Source organism: Bradyrhizobium sp. HKCCYLRH3059, assembly GCF_051168035.1.
Lineage (GTDB): Bacteria > Pseudomonadota > Alphaproteobacteria > Rhizobiales > Xanthobacteraceae > Bradyrhizobium.
In genome coordinates this window covers 512,526-532,116 of the sequence record NZ_JBNPUF010000002.1, presented here as the reverse complement: position 1 = coordinate 532,116, position 19,591 = coordinate 512,526, and the positions used below count along the sequence as shown (strand labels likewise).

22 protein-coding genes are annotated in these 19,591 nt (G+C 66.1%); 17 read left to right on the top strand and 5 right to left on the bottom strand.

All coding sequences use genetic code 11. From position 1 onward, the window contains the following. The first annotated feature begins 147 nt into the window (after nt 1–147). The 3 genes from ntrB (at nt 148) to cynS (ending at nt 2,583) form a co-directional block, all read left to right on the top strand. On the top strand, nt 148–987 hold the full coding sequence (ntrB, locus tag ACQR13_RS09445; protein WP_315749290.1) for a nitrate ABC transporter permease: 840 nt from the start codon (nt 148–150) through the stop codon (nt 985–987). A 158-nt stretch (nt 988–1,145) separates the two neighbouring features. After that, on the top strand, nt 1,146–2,048 hold the full coding sequence (locus ACQR13_RS09440; protein ID WP_315749291.1) for an ABC transporter ATP-binding protein: 903 nt from the start codon (nt 1,146–1,148) through the stop codon (nt 2,046–2,048). Nucleotides 2,049–2,094: 46 nt separating this feature from the next. Further along, complete coding sequence (cynS, locus tag ACQR13_RS09435) at nt 2,095–2,583, top strand: cyanase (RefSeq protein ID WP_315749292.1); 489 nt, start codon at nt 2,095–2,097, stop codon at nt 2,581–2,583. A gap of 74 nt (nt 2,584–2,657) precedes the next feature. Here the strand turns inward: cynS and ACQR13_RS09430 are convergent, their stop codons facing one another. Further along, entirely contained in the window at nt 2,658–2,981 is a 324-nt protein-coding gene (locus ACQR13_RS09430; RefSeq protein WP_315714845.1) for a DUF1476 domain-containing protein, read from the bottom strand. 310 nt (nt 2,982–3,291) lie between these two features. Here ACQR13_RS09430 and purC point away from each other — a divergent pair, with 310 nt between their 5' ends. The 7 genes from purC to ACQR13_RS09395 all read left to right on the top strand — a co-directional run bounded on the left by purC (nt 3,292) and on the right by ACQR13_RS09395 (nt 8,887). Next, complete coding sequence (gene purC / locus ACQR13_RS09425; protein ID WP_016843454.1) at nt 3,292–4,059, top strand: phosphoribosylaminoimidazolesuccinocarboxamide synthase; 768 nt, start codon at nt 3,292–3,294, stop codon at nt 4,057–4,059. A gap of 13 nt (nt 4,060–4,072) precedes the next feature. Beyond that, nucleotides 4,073–4,315: a phosphoribosylformylglycinamidine synthase subunit PurS gene (purS, locus tag ACQR13_RS09420; RefSeq protein ID WP_315706343.1), complete on the top strand. Its 243-nt coding sequence runs from the start codon at nt 4,073–4,075 to the stop codon at nt 4,313–4,315. 3 nt (nt 4,316–4,318) lie between these two features. Further along, nucleotides 4,319–4,498 (top strand): hypothetical protein, encoded by a 180-nt coding sequence (locus tag ACQR13_RS09415; RefSeq protein WP_434862768.1) that lies wholly within the window; start codon nt 4,319–4,321, stop codon nt 4,496–4,498. Between the two features lie 4 nt (nt 4,499–4,502). Next, the gene (purQ, locus tag ACQR13_RS09410; protein ID WP_315714844.1) at nt 4,503–5,204 is read left to right on the top strand and encodes a phosphoribosylformylglycinamidine synthase subunit PurQ; all 702 of its coding nucleotides are present in this window, start codon (nt 4,503–4,505) and stop codon (nt 5,202–5,204) included. A gap of 157 nt (nt 5,205–5,361) precedes the next feature. After that, entirely contained in the window at nt 5,362–5,937 is a 576-nt protein-coding gene (locus ACQR13_RS09405) for a hypothetical protein (RefSeq protein ID WP_316185389.1), read from the top strand. Between the two features lie 211 nt (nt 5,938–6,148). Continuing rightward, the gene (locus ACQR13_RS09400) at nt 6,149–7,411 is read left to right on the top strand and encodes a DUF1236 domain-containing protein (protein ID WP_434862811.1); all 1,263 of its coding nucleotides are present in this window, start codon (nt 6,149–6,151) and stop codon (nt 7,409–7,411) included. 165 nt (nt 7,412–7,576) lie between these two features. Further along, nucleotides 7,577–8,887, top strand: a complete 1,311-nt coding sequence (locus tag ACQR13_RS09395) for a cation:dicarboxylate symporter family transporter (RefSeq protein ID WP_316185240.1) — start codon at nt 7,577–7,579, stop codon at nt 8,885–8,887. A 2-nt stretch (nt 8,888–8,889) separates the two neighbouring features. Here ACQR13_RS09395 and ACQR13_RS09390 read toward each other — a convergent pair whose 3' ends face one another. Then, a complete protein-coding gene (locus tag ACQR13_RS09390) occupies nt 8,890–9,828 on the bottom strand; it encodes a LysR family transcriptional regulator (RefSeq protein WP_315826478.1) in 939 nt (312 codons plus the stop codon). Nucleotides 9,829–9,932: 104 nt separating this feature from the next. On the opposite strand from ACQR13_RS09390, the gene ACQR13_RS09385 reads away from it, so the two are divergent. From ACQR13_RS09385 to ACQR13_RS09365, 5 genes are all read left to right on the top strand, one after another. Next, nucleotides 9,933–10,748, top strand: coding sequence for an alpha/beta fold hydrolase (locus ACQR13_RS09385; protein ID WP_434862767.1), 816 nt, complete (start codon nt 9,933–9,935; stop codon nt 10,746–10,748). A gap of 13 nt (nt 10,749–10,761) precedes the next feature. After that, nucleotides 10,762–11,310: a carboxymuconolactone decarboxylase family protein gene (locus ACQR13_RS09380; RefSeq protein WP_315749298.1), complete on the top strand. Its 549-nt coding sequence runs from the start codon at nt 10,762–10,764 to the stop codon at nt 11,308–11,310. A gap of 2 nt (nt 11,311–11,312) precedes the next feature. Continuing rightward, entirely contained in the window at nt 11,313–12,113 is an 801-nt protein-coding gene (locus ACQR13_RS09375) for an SDR family NAD(P)-dependent oxidoreductase (protein ID WP_315750012.1), read from the top strand. Nucleotides 12,114–12,129: 16 nt separating this feature from the next. Further along, complete coding sequence (locus ACQR13_RS09370) at nt 12,130–12,990, top strand: amidohydrolase family protein (protein WP_315749300.1); 861 nt, start codon at nt 12,130–12,132, stop codon at nt 12,988–12,990. Between the two features lie 176 nt (nt 12,991–13,166). Continuing rightward, nucleotides 13,167–13,904, top strand: a complete 738-nt coding sequence (locus ACQR13_RS09365; protein ID WP_316186836.1) for a tetratricopeptide repeat protein — start codon at nt 13,167–13,169, stop codon at nt 13,902–13,904. A 244-nt stretch (nt 13,905–14,148) separates the two neighbouring features. Here the strand turns inward: ACQR13_RS09365 and ACQR13_RS09360 are convergent, their stop codons facing one another. Then, nucleotides 14,149–14,631, bottom strand: a complete 483-nt coding sequence (locus ACQR13_RS09360; RefSeq protein ID WP_315714838.1) for a PaaI family thioesterase — start codon at nt 14,629–14,631, stop codon at nt 14,149–14,151. Between the two features lie 196 nt (nt 14,632–14,827). Between ACQR13_RS09360 and purL the strand changes: the two genes are divergently transcribed. Continuing rightward, nucleotides 14,828–17,038, top strand: a complete 2,211-nt coding sequence (gene purL / locus ACQR13_RS09355; RefSeq protein ID WP_316186835.1) for a phosphoribosylformylglycinamidine synthase subunit PurL — start codon at nt 14,828–14,830, stop codon at nt 17,036–17,038. A gap of 190 nt (nt 17,039–17,228) precedes the next feature. Here purL and ACQR13_RS09350 read toward each other — a convergent pair whose 3' ends face one another. Beyond that, on the bottom strand, nt 17,229–18,425 hold the full coding sequence (locus ACQR13_RS09350) for an acyltransferase family protein (RefSeq protein WP_316186834.1): 1,197 nt from the start codon (nt 18,423–18,425) through the stop codon (nt 17,229–17,231). Between the two features lie 434 nt (nt 18,426–18,859). On the opposite strand from ACQR13_RS09350, the gene ACQR13_RS09345 reads away from it, so the two are divergent. After that, nucleotides 18,860–19,033: a DUF1328 domain-containing protein gene (locus ACQR13_RS09345; protein WP_012045337.1), complete on the top strand. Its 174-nt coding sequence runs from the start codon at nt 18,860–18,862 to the stop codon at nt 19,031–19,033. 82 nt (nt 19,034–19,115) lie between these two features. Here ACQR13_RS09345 and ACQR13_RS09340 read toward each other — a convergent pair whose 3' ends face one another. Next, entirely contained in the window at nt 19,116–19,481 is a 366-nt protein-coding gene (locus ACQR13_RS09340; protein ID WP_315749303.1) for a DUF427 domain-containing protein, read from the bottom strand. Nucleotides 19,482–19,591 lie beyond the last annotated feature (110 nt).

Here is a 19,591-nt window from a genome sequence, read left to right as displayed (position 1 = left end):
ATCGGTGTCGTCCCCGCGAACGCGGGGACCCATACGCCGTGAACTCGCTTGTGGCAGGAATGGCGACGACGATCTTTTTTACCAAGTCTGGACGGTGGTTATGGGTCCCTGCGTTCGCAGGGACGACACCGTGAGTGGAGCGCCGGCATGACCGCCTCTCTTCGCCTCCGCGCCGCCGTGGTTTCCATCGTGCTGCTCGCCGTGTTCCTCGGCGCCTGGCATATCGCGACGCGCAGCACGGGCGCCGCGGCCAACATGAGCCCGGAATACGCCAAGCTGATGGGCATGACGGCCACGCAGGGTAAGTCGGCGATGCCCGGGCCGCTCGATGTCGGTGCCAAGCTGTGGGAGCATCTGCGGCGGCCGTTCTACGACAATGGTCCGAACGACAAGGGGCTCGGCATCCAGCTCGCCTTCTCGCTCGGGCGGGTCATGCTCGGCTACCTGATCGCAGTCGCGGTCGCGATCCCGCTCGGCTTCCTGATCGGCATGTCGCCCTTGATGAGCAAGGCGCTCGATCCGTTCATCCAGATTCTCAAACCGATCTCGCCGCTCGCCTGGATGCCGCTCGCGCTCTACACCATCAAGGATTCCAGCCTGTCGGCGATCTTCGTGATCTTCATCTGCTCGGTGTGGCCGATGCTCATCAACACCGCCTTCGGCGTCGCCAGCGTGCGCAAGGAATGGATCAACGTCGCCCGCACGCTCGAGGTCGGGAATTTCCGCCGGGCCTTCACGGTCATCCTGCCGGCTGCGGCGCCGACGATCCTCACCGGCATGCGGATCTCGATCGGCATCGCCTGGCTCGTCATCGTCGCCGCCGAGATGCTCGTCGGGGGCACCGGCATCGGCTACTTCGTCTGGAACGAGTGGAACAACCTCTCGATCACCAACGTGATCATCGCGATCCTGCTGATCGGCCTGGTCGGCATGGTGCTGGATCAGATCCTGGCCCGCGTGTCGCGGCTCGTGACGTTTCCGGAGTAGGGCATGATCAGGCGAACTGCTGCAAGGTGCGCAACTCCGTTCCCCTCCCCCTTGCGGGGAGGGGTCAGGGGTGGGGGTGCCCCACGCGCGAGTCTTCGTGGGGGACCCCCCTCCCTGACCCTCCCCCACAAGGGGGGAGGGAACGGAAAGACCTTCCTATGACCGACAAGTTCATCTCCATCGAAGGGATCGCCAAGCGCTATGATGGGGCGCGCAGCACGACGATCTTCGAGAATCTCTGGCTCGCGATGGCGCGCGGCGAGTTCGTCTGCGTGATCGGGCATTCCGGCTGCGGCAAGACCACGGTGCTGAATGTTCTTGCCGGCCTCGACGTGCCGAGCGAAGGCGCCGTCATCGTCGACGGCCAGGCCATCGAAGGTCCGAGTCTCGACCGCGCGGTCATCTTCCAGAGCCATGCGCTGCTGCCGTGGCGGACGGTGCTCGGCAACGTCGCCTATGCCGTCTCGTCGAAATGGCGCAAATGGGATCGCGCCAAGGTCAAGGCGCATGCGCTGAAATACATCGAGCTCGTCGGCCTGTCCGGCTCCGAGCACAAGCGGCCGTCGGAGCTGTCCGGCGGCATGAAGCAGCGCGTCGGGATTGCCCGCGCGCTCTCGATCACGCCGAAGATCATGCTGATGGACGAGCCGTTCTCCGCGCTCGATGCGCTGACGCGCGGCACCCTGCAGGACGAGGTCCGCCGCATCTGCGTCGAGACCGGGCAGACCGTGTTCATGATCACCCACGACGTGGACGAAGCGATCTATCTCGCCGACAAGATCGTGCTGATGACCAACGGACCCGGCGCGGTGCTCGCGGAGATCGTCGAGAACCCGCTGCCGAAGGACCGGCTGCGCGGCGACCTGCATCGCCATCCGCTGTACTACGCGCTGCGCAACCACATCATCGATTTCCTGGTCAGCCGCAGCAGGACCTTCACCGCCGAGACGCCCGATTACGACCCGCGCAAGGTGCCGGTGGTGACGATCGGGCGCAGCGAGCCGACGATCGTCGCGTCCAACCCGGTCGAGAACGACGCGCCGCAGGCGATCGCCCGCTGACGCCCAGCCGGAAGAAACCCATCAACGAAGACAAGGGAGACCAAGCATGAAGCGATCCGACCTCACCGAGAAGCTGCTCGACATCAAGCGCGAGAAGGGCTGGAGCTGGAAATACATCTGCGAGCAGATCGGCGGCTATTCCGAGGTGCTGATTGTCGGCGCCGTTCTCGGCCAGATGAAGCTGACCAAGCCGCAGGCGGCGAACGCCGGCGAGCTGTTCGGCCTGTCCAAATCCGAGATCGCGATGCTGAACGAGACGCCGATGCGCGGCGAGGGCGTGCAGATGCCCCCGACCGATCCCTTGATCTACCGCTTCTACGAACTCGTGATGATCAACGGCCCGGCGTGGAAGGAGCTGATCCAGGAGGAATTCGGCGACGGCATCATGTCGGCGATCGATTTCGACATGGTGATGGAGCGCCTGCCCAATGCCAAGGGAGACCGCGTCAAGATCACGATGTCGGGCAAGTTCCTGCCGTACAAATATTACGGCGCCAGCGGCAACGTGCCGGAATACGGCTTCAAGGAAGAGTAAGCGAGTAGCGAATTGCGGGTAGCGAATAGGGGCAGGAGATCCCTATTCGCTACTCCCTATTCGCTATTCGCCTCTCACTGTCCCGCCTTGACCTGCGCCACGGCGGTCACCAGCAGCTCGCTCATCTTCGCGCGCACGTCCGCCTCGGTGACGGCCGCGCCCTTGGCGGTGAGGTCTCCCAGCACCTTGCGCAGCACGTCGGCATCGCCCGCTTCCTCGAAATCGGCCGCGACGACCTCCTTGGCGTAGGCGTCGGCGTCAGCGCCGGACTTGCCGAGCTTTTCGGCTGCCCACAGGCCGAGCAGCTTGTTGCGGCGGGCTTCTGCCTTGAACTTCAATTCCTCGTCATGGGCGAATTGCTTCTCGAAGGCGTCCTCGCGCTTGTCGAACGTGGTCATGGTCGGAACTTCCAGTGTTGCCGAAGAGGGTTAACCGCGCAGGCGGTTGCGGGGCGGTGGCCGCACGCCTAAATAATTGGAACATCTTGCCAATACAACGGGTACGAGGCCGCAGGGAAGGGCGGTAAAACTCCGCTCCCGAGGCCCGGATCGATTGTGCTCGGGACACCAATGAGATAGGTTTCCCACAGGCCCGGTTCTTGTTCTGTTTCCGTCCGTCCGGGCCCTCGCGGCAGCTCCGTCGTGGTCCTGTCCAAAGTCATCCGGAGCCCACCATTTCATGGATTTCAACAAAACACGGTACATCCCAATGAGCCGTCGGCGTCGCATTTATGAAGGCAAGGCCAAGGTCCTGTATGAAGGCCCCGAGCCGGGCACCCTGATCCAGCACTTCAAGGACGACGCCACCGCCTTCAATGCCAAGAAGCACCAGGTGATTGAAGGCAAGGGCGTCCTCAACAACCGGATCTCGGAGTACCTGTTTCAGCACCTCAACGACATCGGGGTTCCGACTCACTTCATCCGCCGGCTCAACATGCGCGAGCAGTTGATTCGCGAGGTCGAGATCGTGCCGCTCGAGGTCGTCGTCCGCAATGTGGCGGCGGGCTCGCTGTCGCAGCGCCTCGGCATCGAGGAAGGCACCCAGCTGCCGCGTTCGATCATCGAATTCTATTACAAGAACGACCAGCTCAACGACCCCATGGTGTCGGAGGAGCACATCACCGCGTTCGGCTGGGCGACGCCCCAGGAAATCGACGACATCATGGCGCTCGCCATTCGCGTCAACGACTTCCTGACCGGGCTTTTCCTCGGCATCGGCATCCGCCTGGTCGACTTCAAGATGGAATGCGGCCGGCTGTTCGAGAACGAGATGATGCGCATCATCGTCGCCGACGAGATTTCCCCCGATTCCTGCCGGCTGTGGGACATCAAGTCGAACGAGAAGCTCGACAAGGACCGCTTCCGTCGTGATCTTGGCGGCCTTCTGGAGGCCTATACCGAGGTCGCCAAGCGGCTCGGCATCCTCATCGAGAACGAGCGCCCGGCGGGCTCCGGCCCGGTCCTGGTCAAGAGCTAAAAGGGAACAAGACGTGAAAGCGCGTGTCACGGTGACGCTGAAATCCGGCATCCTCGATCCGCAGGGCAAGGCGATCGAGGGCGCCCTGAAATCGCTCGGCGTCGACGGCGTCGCCAGCGTGCGGCAGGGCAAGGTGTTCGACATCGAGCTCGCCGGTGCCGACAAGGCCAAGGCGGAGGCCGCCCTGAAGGCGGCCGCCGACAAGCTGCTGGCGAATACGGTGATCGAGAATTACCGGGTGGAGTTGCTGGGGTAGGCAATGGCCGTGATCGACCGCGAGATCTACGAGCTTCTGCTGGAAATCCCGCGTGATCAGGTCCGTGTCGAACATTCTGTCGATGAGCTGCTTGCTGGTGTGCGAGCGTTGAACAGAGAGCTCTCGTCGGACTCACACACTCTCGCGACGCTGCGAGGGGATCATTATCGAGCAAACACGTAGCATCATGAAATCCGCCGTCCTCGTCTTCCCCGGCATCAACCGCGAACGCGACATGGCCCGCGCGCTGCGCATGATCTCCGGCCATGAGCCTGCGATGGTCTGGCACGCCGAGACGTCGCTGCCGAAGGGCACCGACCTCGTCGTGGTGCCCGGCGGCTTCTCGTATGGCGACTATCTGCGCTGTGGCGCGATCGCGGCACGGGCCCCGGTGATGGACGCAGTACGCGATTTCGCCGCCAAGGGCGGCTTGGTGCTCGGCGTCTGCAACGGCTTCCAGATCCTGTGCGAGTCCGGCCTGCTGCCGGGCGTGCTGATGCGCAACGATAAGCTGAAGTTCATCTGCAAGGACGTGCATCTGCGGGTCGAGCGCTCCGATTCGCCGTTCACCCGCGGCTACAATGCGGGTCAGGTCATCCGCGTGCCGGTCGCTCACGGCGAGGGCAATTATGCGGCCGACGAGGAGACCTTGAAGCGGCTCAATGGCGATGGGCGCGTGCTCTATCGTTACTGCTCAGCCGATGGCGAGGTCGGCGACCTCAGCAACATCAATGGCGCTGCGCATTCCATCGCCGGCATCGTCAACGAGAACGGGAATGTGCTCGGCATGATGCCGCATCCCGAGAATCACGTCGAGGACATCATGGGCTGCACCGACGGCCGTGGCCTGTTCGCCGGCCTCGTCGCCCATCTCGACCGCGCGGCCTGATCGGCGGGCTGCGCCCGTGACGTTTCCGTCGGGCCGCTCGCCCGGCCCGACCCACAAACGACCGATTGGTGATCGAGGTTGCGGGACGTCCTCCATCTCCCGGATCGTCCCTGACGTCCGTCCTGCCTGCCACTTCCTCGATCCCGACGGTGCCTTGATGTCGACGCTGCCTCTCACTCAGCGCGCCCTGCGCTGGCTTCTCCTGTCCGTGTCACTCTCGCTCGTCACGGGCGTTGGCGCCGCTCGGGCCGAGACCCCGTCGACGACGCCGTCGGTCGCCACACCGCCTCTGCCGTTCACCGTGGGCGGCTGGAAACCGCAGCGGCCGAACGGCACCGATGTGACCTTCTTCCTGTGCGACGATGCGAAATGCGGCCCCGGCTCGAAGGTGAGCTACCGGCTCTACGGACCCAACACGACGATGACGATCGAGCAATTCCGCGCCTCCCAGGACCAGACCGTCAAGCTGCTCGACCAGCGCGTGCCGGGTCAGACCACGACGATTCTGGGCGTCGAGGGCGGCAAGGGCAGCGGGCTGCCGCGCATGTTCTATGCACGGCGCCTGAAAGTGTCGCCAGGCGGAGAGAAGGAATATCAAGTGAGCGGCATGCTGTTCGGCGCGAGAGGCAGTGCCAGCCTGATCAGCTCCGCGACTGGCGAGGCGAACAGCACGGCCAACTTCAAGCAATTCGCGGTCCCGGTCATGCTTCTGCTCGCGCCACGGTCAAAATGATCGCGTGACGGCGCGCCGAAGCCGTTCATCAAAATCGTTCCGGAGTTTTTTCTCGCGCCGTCCGGCAACGCCGGGCGGCTGTTTGCGTTGTCCGCCAGCGAATGGGGCAGGGATCCAAGGAGGTTCTCATATGACGACGAAACATTGGCTGGGAACGGCCGCGATCATCCTGGCGATCGGCACGGCATCAGGTGCATCGGCGCAAGGCGACATGAAGCGCGAGGGAGGCCCGGCCGCTGCTACGGCGCACGAGGCCACGCGTCCGGCTGCCGAGGCGAAGGGAGAGGCAAAGGGCGGCGCCGCCGCGGCGGAACGTGCCGGCGCCGAGGCAAAGCAGAGCGCGCAGGAGCAGCGCCGTGGCGAGCCTTCATCCGCAGCAGGACGCGAGCAGGCTCAGGAAAGGTCCTCCGAGCGGTCGGCACATGATGCCAAGCAGAGCGCCGAGAGCAAGGGCGGTGCGGCCGCCGAGCGTGGCCGCGAGGCCAAGGAGAGCGCCGAGTCGAAGTCGTCGACTGACAGCAAGCAGGCCGACAAGCAGTCTGACAGCAAGAGCAAGGCTGAGTCGAAGCAACAGCAGGGGCGCGCCGACGAGCCGCGCAAGGGCGAGGATCGCGCCGCCGAGAGCAAGTCGGGGGCGACGGATCGGAAGTCCGACCGTGAGGCCGATCGCAATGATCACGATAAGGACAAGACCCGGCAGAGCCAGGACGAGCGCAAGACCGGCACGTCCGACGAGGCCGCGGACAAGCAGACCGGCGACCGCAGCAAGCAGGCCAACCAGCCGAACGCGGCCGACAGCAAGAACACGACCGCGCAGCAGAACCAGCCGACCGGCGCCGGTCAGCGTGATCAGACCGGGCAGGCCAACAATCAGACCCAGCCCAATGGCAGCCGCTCCAGCACGCAGGTGTCGGTCAACGAGCAGCAGAAGACCCGCGTGGTCGATCAGCTCAAGCGCGATCACGACTTCGACCAGGCGCGCACCAATCTCAACATCAACATCAATGTCGGCGAGCGCCTGCCGGAGCGCGTGCGGCCGCGTCCGCTGCCGTCGGACATCGTGACGATCGTGCCGGAATATCGCGGCTACGAGTACACCGTGATCCATGACGAGATCGCGATCGTCGACCCGCGCAGCCGCGAGATCGTCGACGTAATCCCGCAGAACGGCATGCGCGCGGACCGCGGCTATGATCGCGGCGGCTATGGCGTCGGCTCGACCCGCATCGTGCTGTCGGACGATCAGCGCCAGATTCTGCGCCGCGCTGCCACCGAGACGGGCACTGTGGGCTCGACGACATCGTCGTCGTCCTCGTCCGGATCGAGCTGCCTGAGCCTGCGCCGCGTGCCCGATGAGCTCGCGCGCAGCAATCCGGAGCTGGCCAACTACCAGTATCTGGCGATCGGCGAGCAGGTCGTGCTGGTCGACCCGCGCGATCAGAAGGTGGTGCAGGTCATCGACCAGCAGCAGTAGGGCCGAGGCGCGGCTGCGCCTTGTCTCATCGATGACCTCTCTTGCCGCTGCGGCATGGGAGGTCATCGAAAGATTGATTTGGACATAGCACGTCCGGCTCTGCTTCAGTTCGCTCACAACGGGGAACGAGATTCCATCTCGTCCACAAGGGGAGCGAAACGAGCCATGGCGATCATCCGCCAGCTGTATGTCCAAGTCCTGATCGCGATCCTGCTCGCGATCGCCGTCGGCCTGCTGGCGCCAGAGGCGGCCGTTCAGATGAAGCCGCTCGGCGATGCGTTCATCGCACTTCTGCGCATGATGCTCGGGCCGATCATCTTCTGCTCGGTGGTGCTCGGGCTGACGCATGTCCGCGATATGAGGCAGCTCGGCCGGCTCGCGTTCAAGTCGCTGCTGTATTTCGAGATCCTGACCACGCTCGGCATGGTCGTCGGCTTCATCGCGGTCAACGTGTTCCAGCCCGGCGACGGGCTCCATGCCGGCAACCTCGCGCTCAATGACAGCGTGACGCGCATCTCCAACGCCGCGAGCAATTTCACGGCTATCGGCTTCTTCCTCAGCATCATCCCGACCACGATCGTCGACGCCTTCGCCAAGGGCGAGATTCTCCAGATCCTGTTCATCTCGGTGACGGTGGGCGCGGCGCTGAGCGTCGGCCTGAAGACGGAGTCGGCGATCCTGCGCGGCATCGAGGAGGGGCAGGACGTGCTGTTCCGCATGCTGGGTTTCATCATGAAGCTGGCGCCACTCGGGGCGTTCGGCGCCATGGCGGCGGCGATCGGCACGCATGGCGGCGCCACGCTGCTCTATCTCGGCAAGGTCGTGCTGCTGTACTGGATCACGGCGGTCGTCTTCGTCGCAGTCGTGCTCGGCGGCGTGTGCGCCATCATGCGGCTGTCGCTGCTCAAGCTGCTGCGGCTGATCCGCGAGGAGCTGCTGCTGGTGCTCGGGACCGCGTCCGGCGAGGTTGCGCTGCCGCGGCTGATGCAGAAGCTCGAGCAGGCCGGCTGCGACGGCGCCATCGTCGGTTTCGTGCTGCCGGCCGGCTACAGCTTCAATCTCGACGGCACGGGCATCTACATGGCGATTGCCGTCGGCTTCATCGCCCAGGCCACCGACACGCCATTCAGCTACGGCCAGCAGCTGGCGGTGCTCGCGGTCATGCTGCTGACCTCGAAGGGCGGCACCACCGTCGCGGGCGGCGCCTTCATCAAGCTCGCGGCGACCCTGCAATCCGTCCGCGTGCTCCCGCTCAACGGCCTCGGCCTGCTGTTCGGCATCGACCGCCTGATGGCGACCTGCACCGCGCTCACCAACGTCGTCGGCAACACCGTTGCCGTGTTCGTCATCGCGCGCTGGGAAAATGCGCTGGATGCCGCCAGGCTCGATGCCTATCTCGCGGGTGGCGCCGCGTCGACGGCCGCGGAGGCGGCCGTCGACGAGGGCCACGCTGCAATCGCCGGTGCGGGCGAATGAGCTCAGCGCACGTAGTCGCCGATGATCTTGGCGCCGGGCCAGGCGCCGTCCGCCACGCTCTGCGCGATCACCTCGCGCATCAGCGCCAGCAGCTCGTCGGCCAGCCAGGTCGGCTGGCGTTCCCGCGGCATGCCGATCGAGACGGTCGAGATCAGCGGCGGCCGCTCGATCGACCGCACGGTGAGCTCGCCGCGCTTCGCCTCGGCAACGACCGCGGCATGGGCGAGGATCGTTGCGCCGAGACCGCGCCGAACCATGGCCTTCGTCATGCTCACGCTGTCGACCTCGAAGGCGACGTTGAGCCGCGTGCCGTTCTGGATCGCCGCCTGCTCGATCAGCCGCCGGTTGCTGTGCGGAAGACTCGGCAGGATCAGCGACAGCCCGGCCAGCTCGCGCCAGCCGATCGTCTCGGCCACGGTGTCGCCGCGCTTGGCCGGCGGCAGGGCGACGACCATCCGCTCGTGCAGGATGGGGGCCAGCGCGATGCCGTCGAGCGGCGGGGGATTGTAGAGCACGGCGATGTCGAGCCGGCGGTCCAGCAGCCATTCCTCCAGCGACGAGCTGATGCCCTCGCGGACCTGCACGGAGGCCTGCGGCCAGCGCCGGCGCAGTTCGACCACCACGGACGGCGCGATGCGCAGGCCCGCGACCGGCGGCACCCCGAGCGCGATGTGACCGGCGAAGCTCGAATCCGGCGAGCGCACCGCGCCCGGCATCTGGTCGATCTGCAGCAGCACGGCATGGGCGTGCTCGAGGAACGTCGTGCCGGCGCGGGTCAGGCGGACGCCGCGGCCGTGCCGCACCAGCAGCGCGACGCCAAGCTCGTCCTCCAGCTTCATCAGCTGCCGGCTGAGCGCGGATTGCGCGACATTAAGCAATGCCGATGCCCGGCTCAGGCTACCGGCGCGCGCCACCTGCACGAAGTAACGAAGCTCGCGGATGTCGATGGCCGTGTCCTCCGCGCCGCTGCCCGCCGCAGTTTATTGCAAGCGGCCCAGGGCGAGTCAAACCGCGCGCCGACAACGATGAGACGGGCGCCTCGCCGATGAACTTCATCCATCTCGACGACTTGACGCTGCGCTATGAGCTGCGCGGCGGTGGCGCGAGGACGCTGGTGTTGCTGCATGAGCTCGGCGGCAGCCTCGAAAGCTTCGATGCCTTGATGCTAGAGCTGCCCGGCGACCTGCGGGTGCTGCGCTATGATCTGCGCGGCGCCGGCCTGTCGGAAAAGCCGCGCGCGCCGTTCGGCTTCGCCGATCACGTCGGCGACCTCGACCGGCTGCTGAGGGCGCTCGGCGCCGATGGACCGGTCGATATCGCCGGCGTCGCCGCCGGTGCGGCGCTCGCCGTCAGCTTCGCGCTCGCGCATCCGCAGCGCGTGAGCGCGCTGGCGCTGTGCGCGCCGGCCCTCAGCGTCGATGCTGGTCGCGTGCAGTATCTGGCGGCGCGCTCCGCGCTCTGCATGCGCGCCGGCATGCGCGCCGTGGCGGCTGATACGCTCGATCGTTCCTATCCGCCGGTGCTGCGAACCGACCGCAATGCCTACCTCGCTTATCTCGGCCGCTTCCTCGGCAACGATCCGGTCGGATATGCCCATAACAACCTGGCGTTCGCTGAGGTCGATCTGCGCGAACGGCTCGCGGAGGTTCGGCAGCGCTGCCTGCTGCTTGCCGGCGCGCATGATCTGTTGCGGCCGCAGGCGCAGGTCGAGGCGCTCGCCCGTCTCATTCCCGGCGCGGCGTTCGCGACCGTCGACACGGCCGGTCATCTGATGCAGGTGCAGGCCCCCGCCGAGCTGGCGGGGCGGCTGACGGCTTTTCTTGCCAGGCCCGGGACACAGCCGATTCCTCGCGCCTCGTGACCAGGAGCATCGCATGCGCATCAAGGACCTTGCCCTGGCCGAGATGGACGAGACGCAGCGCGCGGTGGCCGAAGAGGCCATCGCCGGCCGGCGCGGCCGGATCCCGGCGCCGCTGCGGGCCTGGCTGCACAGTCCGGAGCTCGGACGCCGGGCCCAGAAGCTCGGCGAGTTCGCCCGCTACGAGACGTCATTGCCGCCTGCGCTGTCCGAGCTCGCGATCCTCGTGACGGCACGGCACTGGACCTCGCATGTCGAATGGTATGCCCACAAGCGGGATGGGCTCGAGGCGGGCATCGCCCCGTCGGTCATCGACGCGATCGCGCAACGGCGTGATCCAGAGTTCACCGATCCGGCCGCGAAGCTCGTTCACGACTACACCCGGCAGCTGCTCGCCAGCGGCCGCGTGCCGGACGCTCTGCACGCGCTGGCGGCCGCAACCCTCGGCACGCGCGGCGTCGTCGATCTCGTCGGCATCATCGGCTATTACGGGCTGGTGGCGCTGACCCTCAACGCGTTCGACATCGGCCTGCCCGATGGCGAGACGCCGGAGCTGGAGCCATGACCATGACGAAGCGCCTGGAGGGCAAGGTCGCGATCATCACCGGGGCCGGCTGCGTCGGTCCGGGCTGGGGCAACGGCCGCGCCGCGGCGGTCATCTTCGCGCGCGAGGGCGCCAGGGTCCTCGCCGTCGACCGCGATGGCAGCCGCATGGACGAGACGCTGGCGCGCGCCCTGGACCACGGCGGCGTCATCCAGGCCCACCGCTGCGACGTCACCGATGCGGCGGATGTCGCCGCGATGGTCGACGCCTGTATCGCAGCGTTCGGCCGCGTCGATATTCTGGTCAACAATGTCGGTGGCTCGGCGCCGGGAGGCCCGGTCGAGCTGAGCGAGCAGGGCTGGGACGCGCAGCTCGATCTCAACGTGAAGAGCGTCTTCCTCACCTGCAAGGCGGTGCTGCCGCACATGGCGGCGCAGGGCGGCGGGGCCATCGTCAACACGGCCTCCACCTCGGGCATCCGCTGGACCGGATCGGCGCAGGTCGGCTACGCCTCGGCCAAGGCCGCGGTGATCCAGTTCTCGCGCGTCGTTGCCGTGCAGTATGCCCCGCAGCGCGTGCGCGTGAACACGGTGGTGCCTGGCCAGATGCACACGCCGATGGTCGAGGCGCGCCTCGCCGGGCAGCGCGCCGGCGGCGATGTCGCGGCGCTGCTGCGGACGCGGCAGGCTCGCATCCCGCTCGGCTTCATGGGCGACGGCCGCGACACCGCCCACGCCGCGCTGTTCCTCGCCTCCGACGAGGCGCGCTTCGTTACCGGCACCGAGATCGTTGTCGATGGCGGCATGAGCGCCCGCTGTGACTGAACCCATGAGCACGGGCATGGCTGCCGTTTCCCGCGCATGGCCGGCGGGGGCCTGCGATGCGCATTGTCACATCTTCGGTCCGTTCGACCGCTTTCCGCTGCCCGACGATCGCAGCTTCACGCCGCCGGAGGCGCCGGAAACGGCGCTGCGCCGTTTGCACGATCGGCTGGGCATCGATCGCGCGGTCATCGTCCACAGCCAGGGTCATGGCCGCGACCATCGCCCGCTGCTCGATGCGCTGGCCGTGGGAGAAGGCCGCTACCGCGGCGTCGCCGTGCTCGGAGCGGAGGTCACGGCTGCGGAGGTCGCGCGCCTCGATAAAGCCGGCGTCTGCGGTGCCCGCTTCAACTTCCTGGCGCATCTCGGCGGCGCGCCGTCGGCGGAGCGCATGCGGGCCGTGCTCGCGCTGGTGAGGCCGTTCGACTGGCATGTCGCCATTCATGTCACGGCCGCCGATCTCATCCGCTATGCCGAGCTGATCGCGGCCATCGAGCTGCGCATGGTGATCGACCACATGGCCCGGCCGGACCTCGGCCGGAATCTCGGCGCCTGTCAGGCGATCCTGTGTCGCTTGCTCGACAGCGGGCGGGTCTGGATCAAGCTCAGCGGTGCCGATCGCATCTCGCGCGAGGGCGCGCCCTATCATGACGTTGTGCCGTTCGCCCGAAGCGTTGCCGCGCACGCCCCTGAGCGCGTGCTGTGGGGCAGCGACTGGCCGCACGTCAACATCACGGGACAAATGCCGGACGATGCGGTGCTGGCCGACCTCGTGGCCGAGATCGCGCCGTCGGAGACGGCGCGACAGCGGCTTCTGGTCGACAATCCCTCGGCGTTCTTTCGCTTCGATGAATCTCGCCGGGGCCCCGTGGGAGCTTAGCTACGAGCGTCGCGGAGGCCGCCGCCACAGGCGTGCGTCCATTGAACCTGCTGTGGCCGTGATGCGTCAAAACGGGATCGTCCGCAACGGCCTGCGTGAGCGCGGGATTGTCCGGGCTGGCCGGCCACGCTATCAACGTCGGCGTGTAAAATCTCGCCGTGAGTTGGGGATCTGCCGTGCCTATCGCGCTCGTCGTACTGCTGCTCGACATTTCGCTGATCTACCATGCGTCGCGGACTGGCCGTCTGCAGCCCTGGGCCTTCATCATCCTGATGGTGCCGATGATCGGCGCGCTCGCCTACATCGTCGTCGAGCTGGTGCCGGAATGGCTGGGCAGCCACGACGTCCAGAAGGCGCGCAAGCGCGTCGCCAACAAGCTGGACCCCGAGAAAGACTACCGCGAGTTGTCCGATCGTGTCGCGATCACGGACACGATCGCCAACCGCGCGGCGCTGGCCGAGGAATGCGTCGCGGTCGGGCGTTATGAGGAGGCCGAGCAGCATTACGATCACATCCTGAGCCTGCCGATGGGCCACGAGCCGCTGTTCGCGCTCGGCAAGGCCAAGGCGCAGTTCGCGCGCCGCCGCCCAGGGGATGCGCTGGCGACGCTCGACGAGCTGCAGAAGAGCTGGCCGGACTACAATTCGGCCGAGGCGCATCTGCTCTATGCGCGGGCTTTGCAGGAAGCCGGCCGCACCGACGAGGCCATCGAGGAGTACCAGGCGCTGCTGGACTATGCGCCGGGCAGCGAGGCGAAGGTCCGCTACGGCACGCTGCTCAAGCTGGTCGGCCGGATCGATGAGGCCAAGGTCGTGTTCACCGAGCTGCTGATCCAGATGAAGCGCGCACCACGGCATGTGCGCAAGGCGCAGGCCGAGTGGATCGCCCTCGCCGAGAAGCAGCTCGCGGGGTAGCTCCGCAACGGCAGGGTCCATCTTCTCCGCGCGTCATTCCGGGGCGCGCGAAGCGCGAGCCCGGAATCCATAACCACGCATGTCTTGGGAGGCGGGATGCGCGTGGCGCAGTTCTTCGACCATTTTGCGGCTGTGGTTATGGATTCCGGGCTCATTCGCGCTGCTTCAAAATGGCTACGCCATTTTGCGCGCGAATGCCCCGGAATGACGGAGAGAGTTGAGCGCGATCCCCCTTGCTCCGTCCCTACGGCGAGTTCGCCGCCTCCGGTGTCCGCCGCCTGATGCGCTTGATGGTGCCGGAAAACGAGAACAGCGGCTTTGGGCCGGAATGCAGCATGCCGCGCAGGAAGATCAGCGAGGCGCCGGCGCGGGTGACCTCGCCGGTAGCCTCGATCAGTTCGCCCTCACGCGCGGCATCGAGGAACTCGGACGAGAACGACACCGTGACACCCGGGCCCTGCATGATCGGCGCGGCGAAGGCGAACAGGCAGTAGTCGGCGAAGGTCATCAGGCAGCCGCCGTGGACGTTACCGCCGCCGTTGAGGTGCTTCTTCTCGACCCGGAAGGCGCAGCGGATCGAGCCATCGTCCTCCATCCGGTGCCAGAATGGCCCGGTGTGGGATTCGTAGCTGTCGCGCATCCAGGTCCGCCAGCCGGCGAACTCGCCGTCGGTCGCGATGTGGATGCCAGGGCGGTTCTCGAAGGCGGAACGGGACAGGTCGTGCACGTGTCAGGGCCTTTAACTGTTGATTTACCGTCTTAAATCCGATTGGTCGCCAATCTGCAAATATCCCTTCTGGCGGTCCGGGCCAAAGCTCTGGACAGGGCGGAATAGGGCCGTAAAAGGCCTTTTCCCGCCCTGGCGATCTTTCTATGAAGCAGGCTTCAAGGGACCAGCGGCCCACGGGCAAAGGCATTTCTCCATGCGCAATGAACCGCAGATCACCCCCGAGCTCGTCGCCGCCCACGGGCTGAAGCCCGATGAATATGAGCGCATCCTGAAGCTGATCGGGCGAGTGCCGACCTTCACCGAGCTCGGCATCTTCTCGGCGATGTGGAACGAGCACTGCTCGTACAAGTCGTCCCGCATCCATCTCAAGGGACTGCCGACCAAGGCGCCCTGGGTGATCCAGGGCCCCGGCGAAAACGCCGGCGTGATCGACATCGGCGACGGCCAGGCCGTCGTGTTCAAGATGGAGAGCCACAACCACCCGAGCTACATCGAGCCGTATCAGGGTGCGACCACCGGCGTCGGCGGCATCCTGCGCGACGTGTTCACCATGGGCGCACGCCCGATCGCGTGCCTGAACGCGCTGTCGTTCGGCGCGCCGGAGCATCCCAAGACCCGGCATCTGGTGTCCGGGGTGGTGGCCGGCATCGGCGGCTATGGCAACTCGTTTGGCGTTCCGACGGTCGGCGGCCAGACCCGCTTCCACACCCGCTATGACGGCAATATCCTGGTCAACGCCATGGCGGTCGGCCTCGCCGACGCCGACAAGATCTTCTATGCGGCGGCTTCCGGCGTGAACATGCCGATCGTCTATCTCGGCTCCAAGACCGGCCGCGACGGCATCCACGGCGCCTCGATGGCCTCGGCCGAGTTCGACGATTCCTCGGAGGAGAAGCGCCCGACGGTGCAGGTCGGCGACCCCTTCGCCGAGAAGCTGCTGCTGGAGGCGTGCCTGGAGATCATGGCCGCCGATTGCGTGATCGCGATCCAGGACATGGGTGCGGCCGGCCTGACCTGCTCGGCGGTCGAGATGGGCGCCAAGGGCGACCTCGGCGTCGATCTCGATCTCGATGCCGTGCCGACCCGCGAGATCGGCATGAGCGCCTACGAGATGATGCTCTCCGAGAGCCAGGAGCGCATGCTCATGGTGCTGAAGCCGGAGAAGGAGAAGGAGGCGGAAGCGATCTTCCGCAAATGGGGGCTCGATTTCGCGGTGGTCGGCTACACCACGCCGAGCAAGCGGTTCGTGGTGAAGCATGGCGGCGACGTCATGGCCGACCTGCCGATCAAGGAGCTCGGCGACGAGGCGCCGCTGTACGACCGCCCGCACGTGGCCTCGTCGGCGCTGCCGGTGATCCATGCCCGCGAGGTCAAGCCGCCCCTGGACATCATCCCGGCCCTGGAGAAGCTCGTCGCAACGCCCGATCTGTGCTCCAAGCGCTGGATCTGGGAGCAGTACGACCATGTGATCCTCGGCAACACCGTGCAGCGCCCAGGCGGCGATGCCGCCGTGGTGCGCGTGCAGGATGGCCCGAAGGGGCTTGCGCTCACCGTCGACGTAACGCCCCGCTATTGCGAGGCCGATCCTTTCGAGGGTGGCAAGCAGGCCGTCGCCGAAGCCTGGCGCAACATCACCGCGGTCGGTGGCCGGCCGCTTGCGATCACCGACAATCTCAATTTCGGCAACCCGGAGCGGCCCGAGATCATGGGCCAGTTCGTCGGCTGCCTGAAAGGCATTTCGGAGGCCTGCCGCGCGCTCGACTTCCCCGTCGTCTCCGGGAACGTCTCGCTCTACAACGAGACCAACGGCCGCGCGATCCTGCCGACGCCCTCGATCGGCGGCGTCGGCCTGCTCGATGATTTCACCAAGTCGGCGAGCATCGCCTTCAAGGCCGAGGGCGAGGCGATCCTGTTGATCGGCGAGACCCATGGCTGGCTCGGCCAGTCGGTCTACTTGCGCGACGTCTGCGGCCGGGAGGAGGGCGCTCCGCCGCCTGTCGACCTCGCCGCCGAGAAGCGCATCGGCGATGTCGTCCGCGGCATGATCCATGCGGGCACGGCGACAGCTGCGCATGATCTGGCCGACGGTGGTCTGCTCGTCGCGCTCGCCGAGATGGCAATGGCCTCCGGCATCGGCGCGCGGCTGCTGGCCGCGCCTGCCTCGATCGTGCCGCATGCCTACTGGTTCGGCGAGGACCAGGCGCGCTATCTCGTGACGGTGCCGGAGACCGAGGCTGGCCGCGTGCTGGCCAAGATGCGCGGCGCCGGCGTGCCGTGCACGCGCATCGGCACGACAGGCGGCACTGCGCTGGCGATCGCCGGCGATGGTGCCGTCGAGGTCGCCGCGCTCAAGACGGGATTCGAAAGCTGGCTGCCCAAATACATGGGCGGGTCAGCCGCCTGACCCCGGACGCACGCCGCGGCTGTCACAGTCAGGCACGCTGGCAAACGACGACGGAGTTCGTCGTGAGAGCGTTGGCCTCGCCCAGCGTCATTGCGGGCGCAGCGTAGCAATCCAGGACCGCCATCCGCGGATGCGGTCTGGATTGCGTCGTCGCTGCGCTCCTCGCAATGACGGAGGAGGCAGGACCGTCCTACAACACGTTCTTCGCCCCCGGAATCTGCCTGAGCACCCAGGTCGCGCCCCAGCTCAGCAGCATGCTGCCGACAAAGGCGATCGTCGCCTTGGCGATGGCTGGCAGGCCGAAGTCGAACAGCCAGTACTGGATCCACAGCACGATCGGATAGTGTACCAGGAACATGCCATAGGCATCGGCCTGCATGCGATCGAGCACGGAGAATTCCGAGCGGCGGTTGTTCAGGAAGTAGGACAGGATCGCAAACAGGATCGCGGCGCTGAAGATGACGAACAAGAAGCCATAGGCCGCCTCGTACCATTGCGGCAACACGGGCGGATTGCCCAGCACTTGGCGCTTGATCGTGATAAGCACCCAGAGCAGCGCATAGGGCACGAGCGTGACCACGATCCAGGCCCCGAGTCCGCGCTGCGACATCTGCCCTTCTGCGGCCAGCAGGCCGCGTTCGAAATTGGCCGAGCCGATGCCAGCCCCGACGTAGAAATAGGCGGCGTAGAGCAAGACGCGGCTGGCCTGCACCGAGAGCGGCCCTGCCTCGAACCACAACGTCGGGCCGAAATAGAGCCGGGACGGGATGTAGAGCCCGCCCGTGATCAGCAGGAAGACGAAGAAGAAGTCGCGCGGATGCTCGAAGGCGCGCTGCGACAGCCGATTGATCGGATCCAGCAGGCGCGGCGAGACGCGGTACAAAAGGGCTGCCGAGGTGTCGAACGCCAGCAGCACCCAGATGAACCAGATCGGCCCGCTCGGCCATGGGCCGACCGTGACCGTCTTCCACCAGAAGGCAGCGAAGCGGGCGTCGGGATTGGCGCGCAGCTCGATCGCGTAATAGGCAAGCGGAATGACGGTCAGGGCCGCGATGGCGAAGGGCAGGCCAAGGCGCAATAGCCGGTCACGCAGGAACTGCAGCGTCGACTTGTGGGCAAGGCCCGACCACACGAACAGGCCCGACAGAAAGAAGAACATGGCCATGAAGAAGCTGTCGGTGGCCAGCACGATGGCGTCGAAACCGAGGAAGGACGTCGGATCGGTGTGCCCGAAATAGGTATAGGGAATCACGGCGTGGTGGAGCAGCACCACCAGCGTCAGGAATGTCCGGGCGTGATCGAGCGCGGCGTTGCGTGCCCGAGCGCGCGGGCGGGCCTGAAGCTCGACCTTTGCGGCCGCCGCCGATTGTGTAACCGATATGACCATACGCCCCCCGGCGTCGCTGCTGCCCGGCCCGTGCAGCGGATGTGACGTTCGCATCCCCCTTCGCCGCGGGGCGTCATGCAAACGTCGTCCAAGGCTGCGCGAGCTGGAATGAGTGGATGAGCTCGTGTGACCCTCTGGCACCGCCATTCGCTGGAGTCGCCCAAAAGCGAGCGAATGACGGCGCCGGACTACCAGATGTCGTCGTTGGTGCTGCAAATCAGCAAGTGCCGCGGTCCGCAAGCCGGTTTCTCACACACTCTGCCGATTTCCGCTCCGGATATCCTTACGAACCGACGACCTACGAAGTTACGGCCGGGACTGTCGTGGGTTGCGCATTTCTTCGGCACCGGGACCGATGGCCGAAGGAACCGGTTCCCCGCGTCATCGTTAGTGAGGCGCCGCGCCGGCGCGGCGCAGAACCGGAGGACCATACCGTGACTATTCTCAAATGGGCGCTGCTGTTCTTCGTGATCTCGGTGGTGGCCGGTATTCTCGGCTTCACCGGCATCTCGGCAGCTTCCGCCGACATTGCGCGGATCCTGTTCTATATCTTCCTGGTGATCTTCCTCGTGCTGCTGATTCTCGGGCTTACGATTTTCAGAGTGTAGCACGCCATCAGGTCAGTGACCGAAACGACCGCCGCGCCGGTATGGGCCTCGTGCCGGCCGCGCGGCGGGCTGTCACCGCAGTTCAATCAGCTGCGACCTCCTCGATCCGCACCTTGTCCGGATAGAACGCCAGGTGGCCCGAGATCTCGGTCATCGCCGGGAAGGGCGCCTCGTAGCTCCAGATCGCATTGTCCAATGTCTTGCCGTTGGCGACGACGCTAAAATAGCTCGCATCCCCCTTGTACGGACAATGGGTGACACGATCGGTCTTCTGCAGGGCCGCCATGTCGGCGTCGGCCCGCGGCACGTATTGAACAGCGGGGTAGCTCGCTTCCTTCAGCGTCAACGCGCGGGTGGTGTCGGCAATCACGACGCCGTCGGCGATCACCCGCACACGTTTCGGATTGGGGGTGATGGTGATCGGGTGATCCGGTCCTGGAAGCTTCATGTCGCCCTCACGATTCAGCCTTTTGGGTGCGTCACCCGGTCCGACGTATCTCGTTTGACCCGGTATATAGTGGTTCCGCGCGTGACCTCGAAAGCGGTTCGCGCTAGATT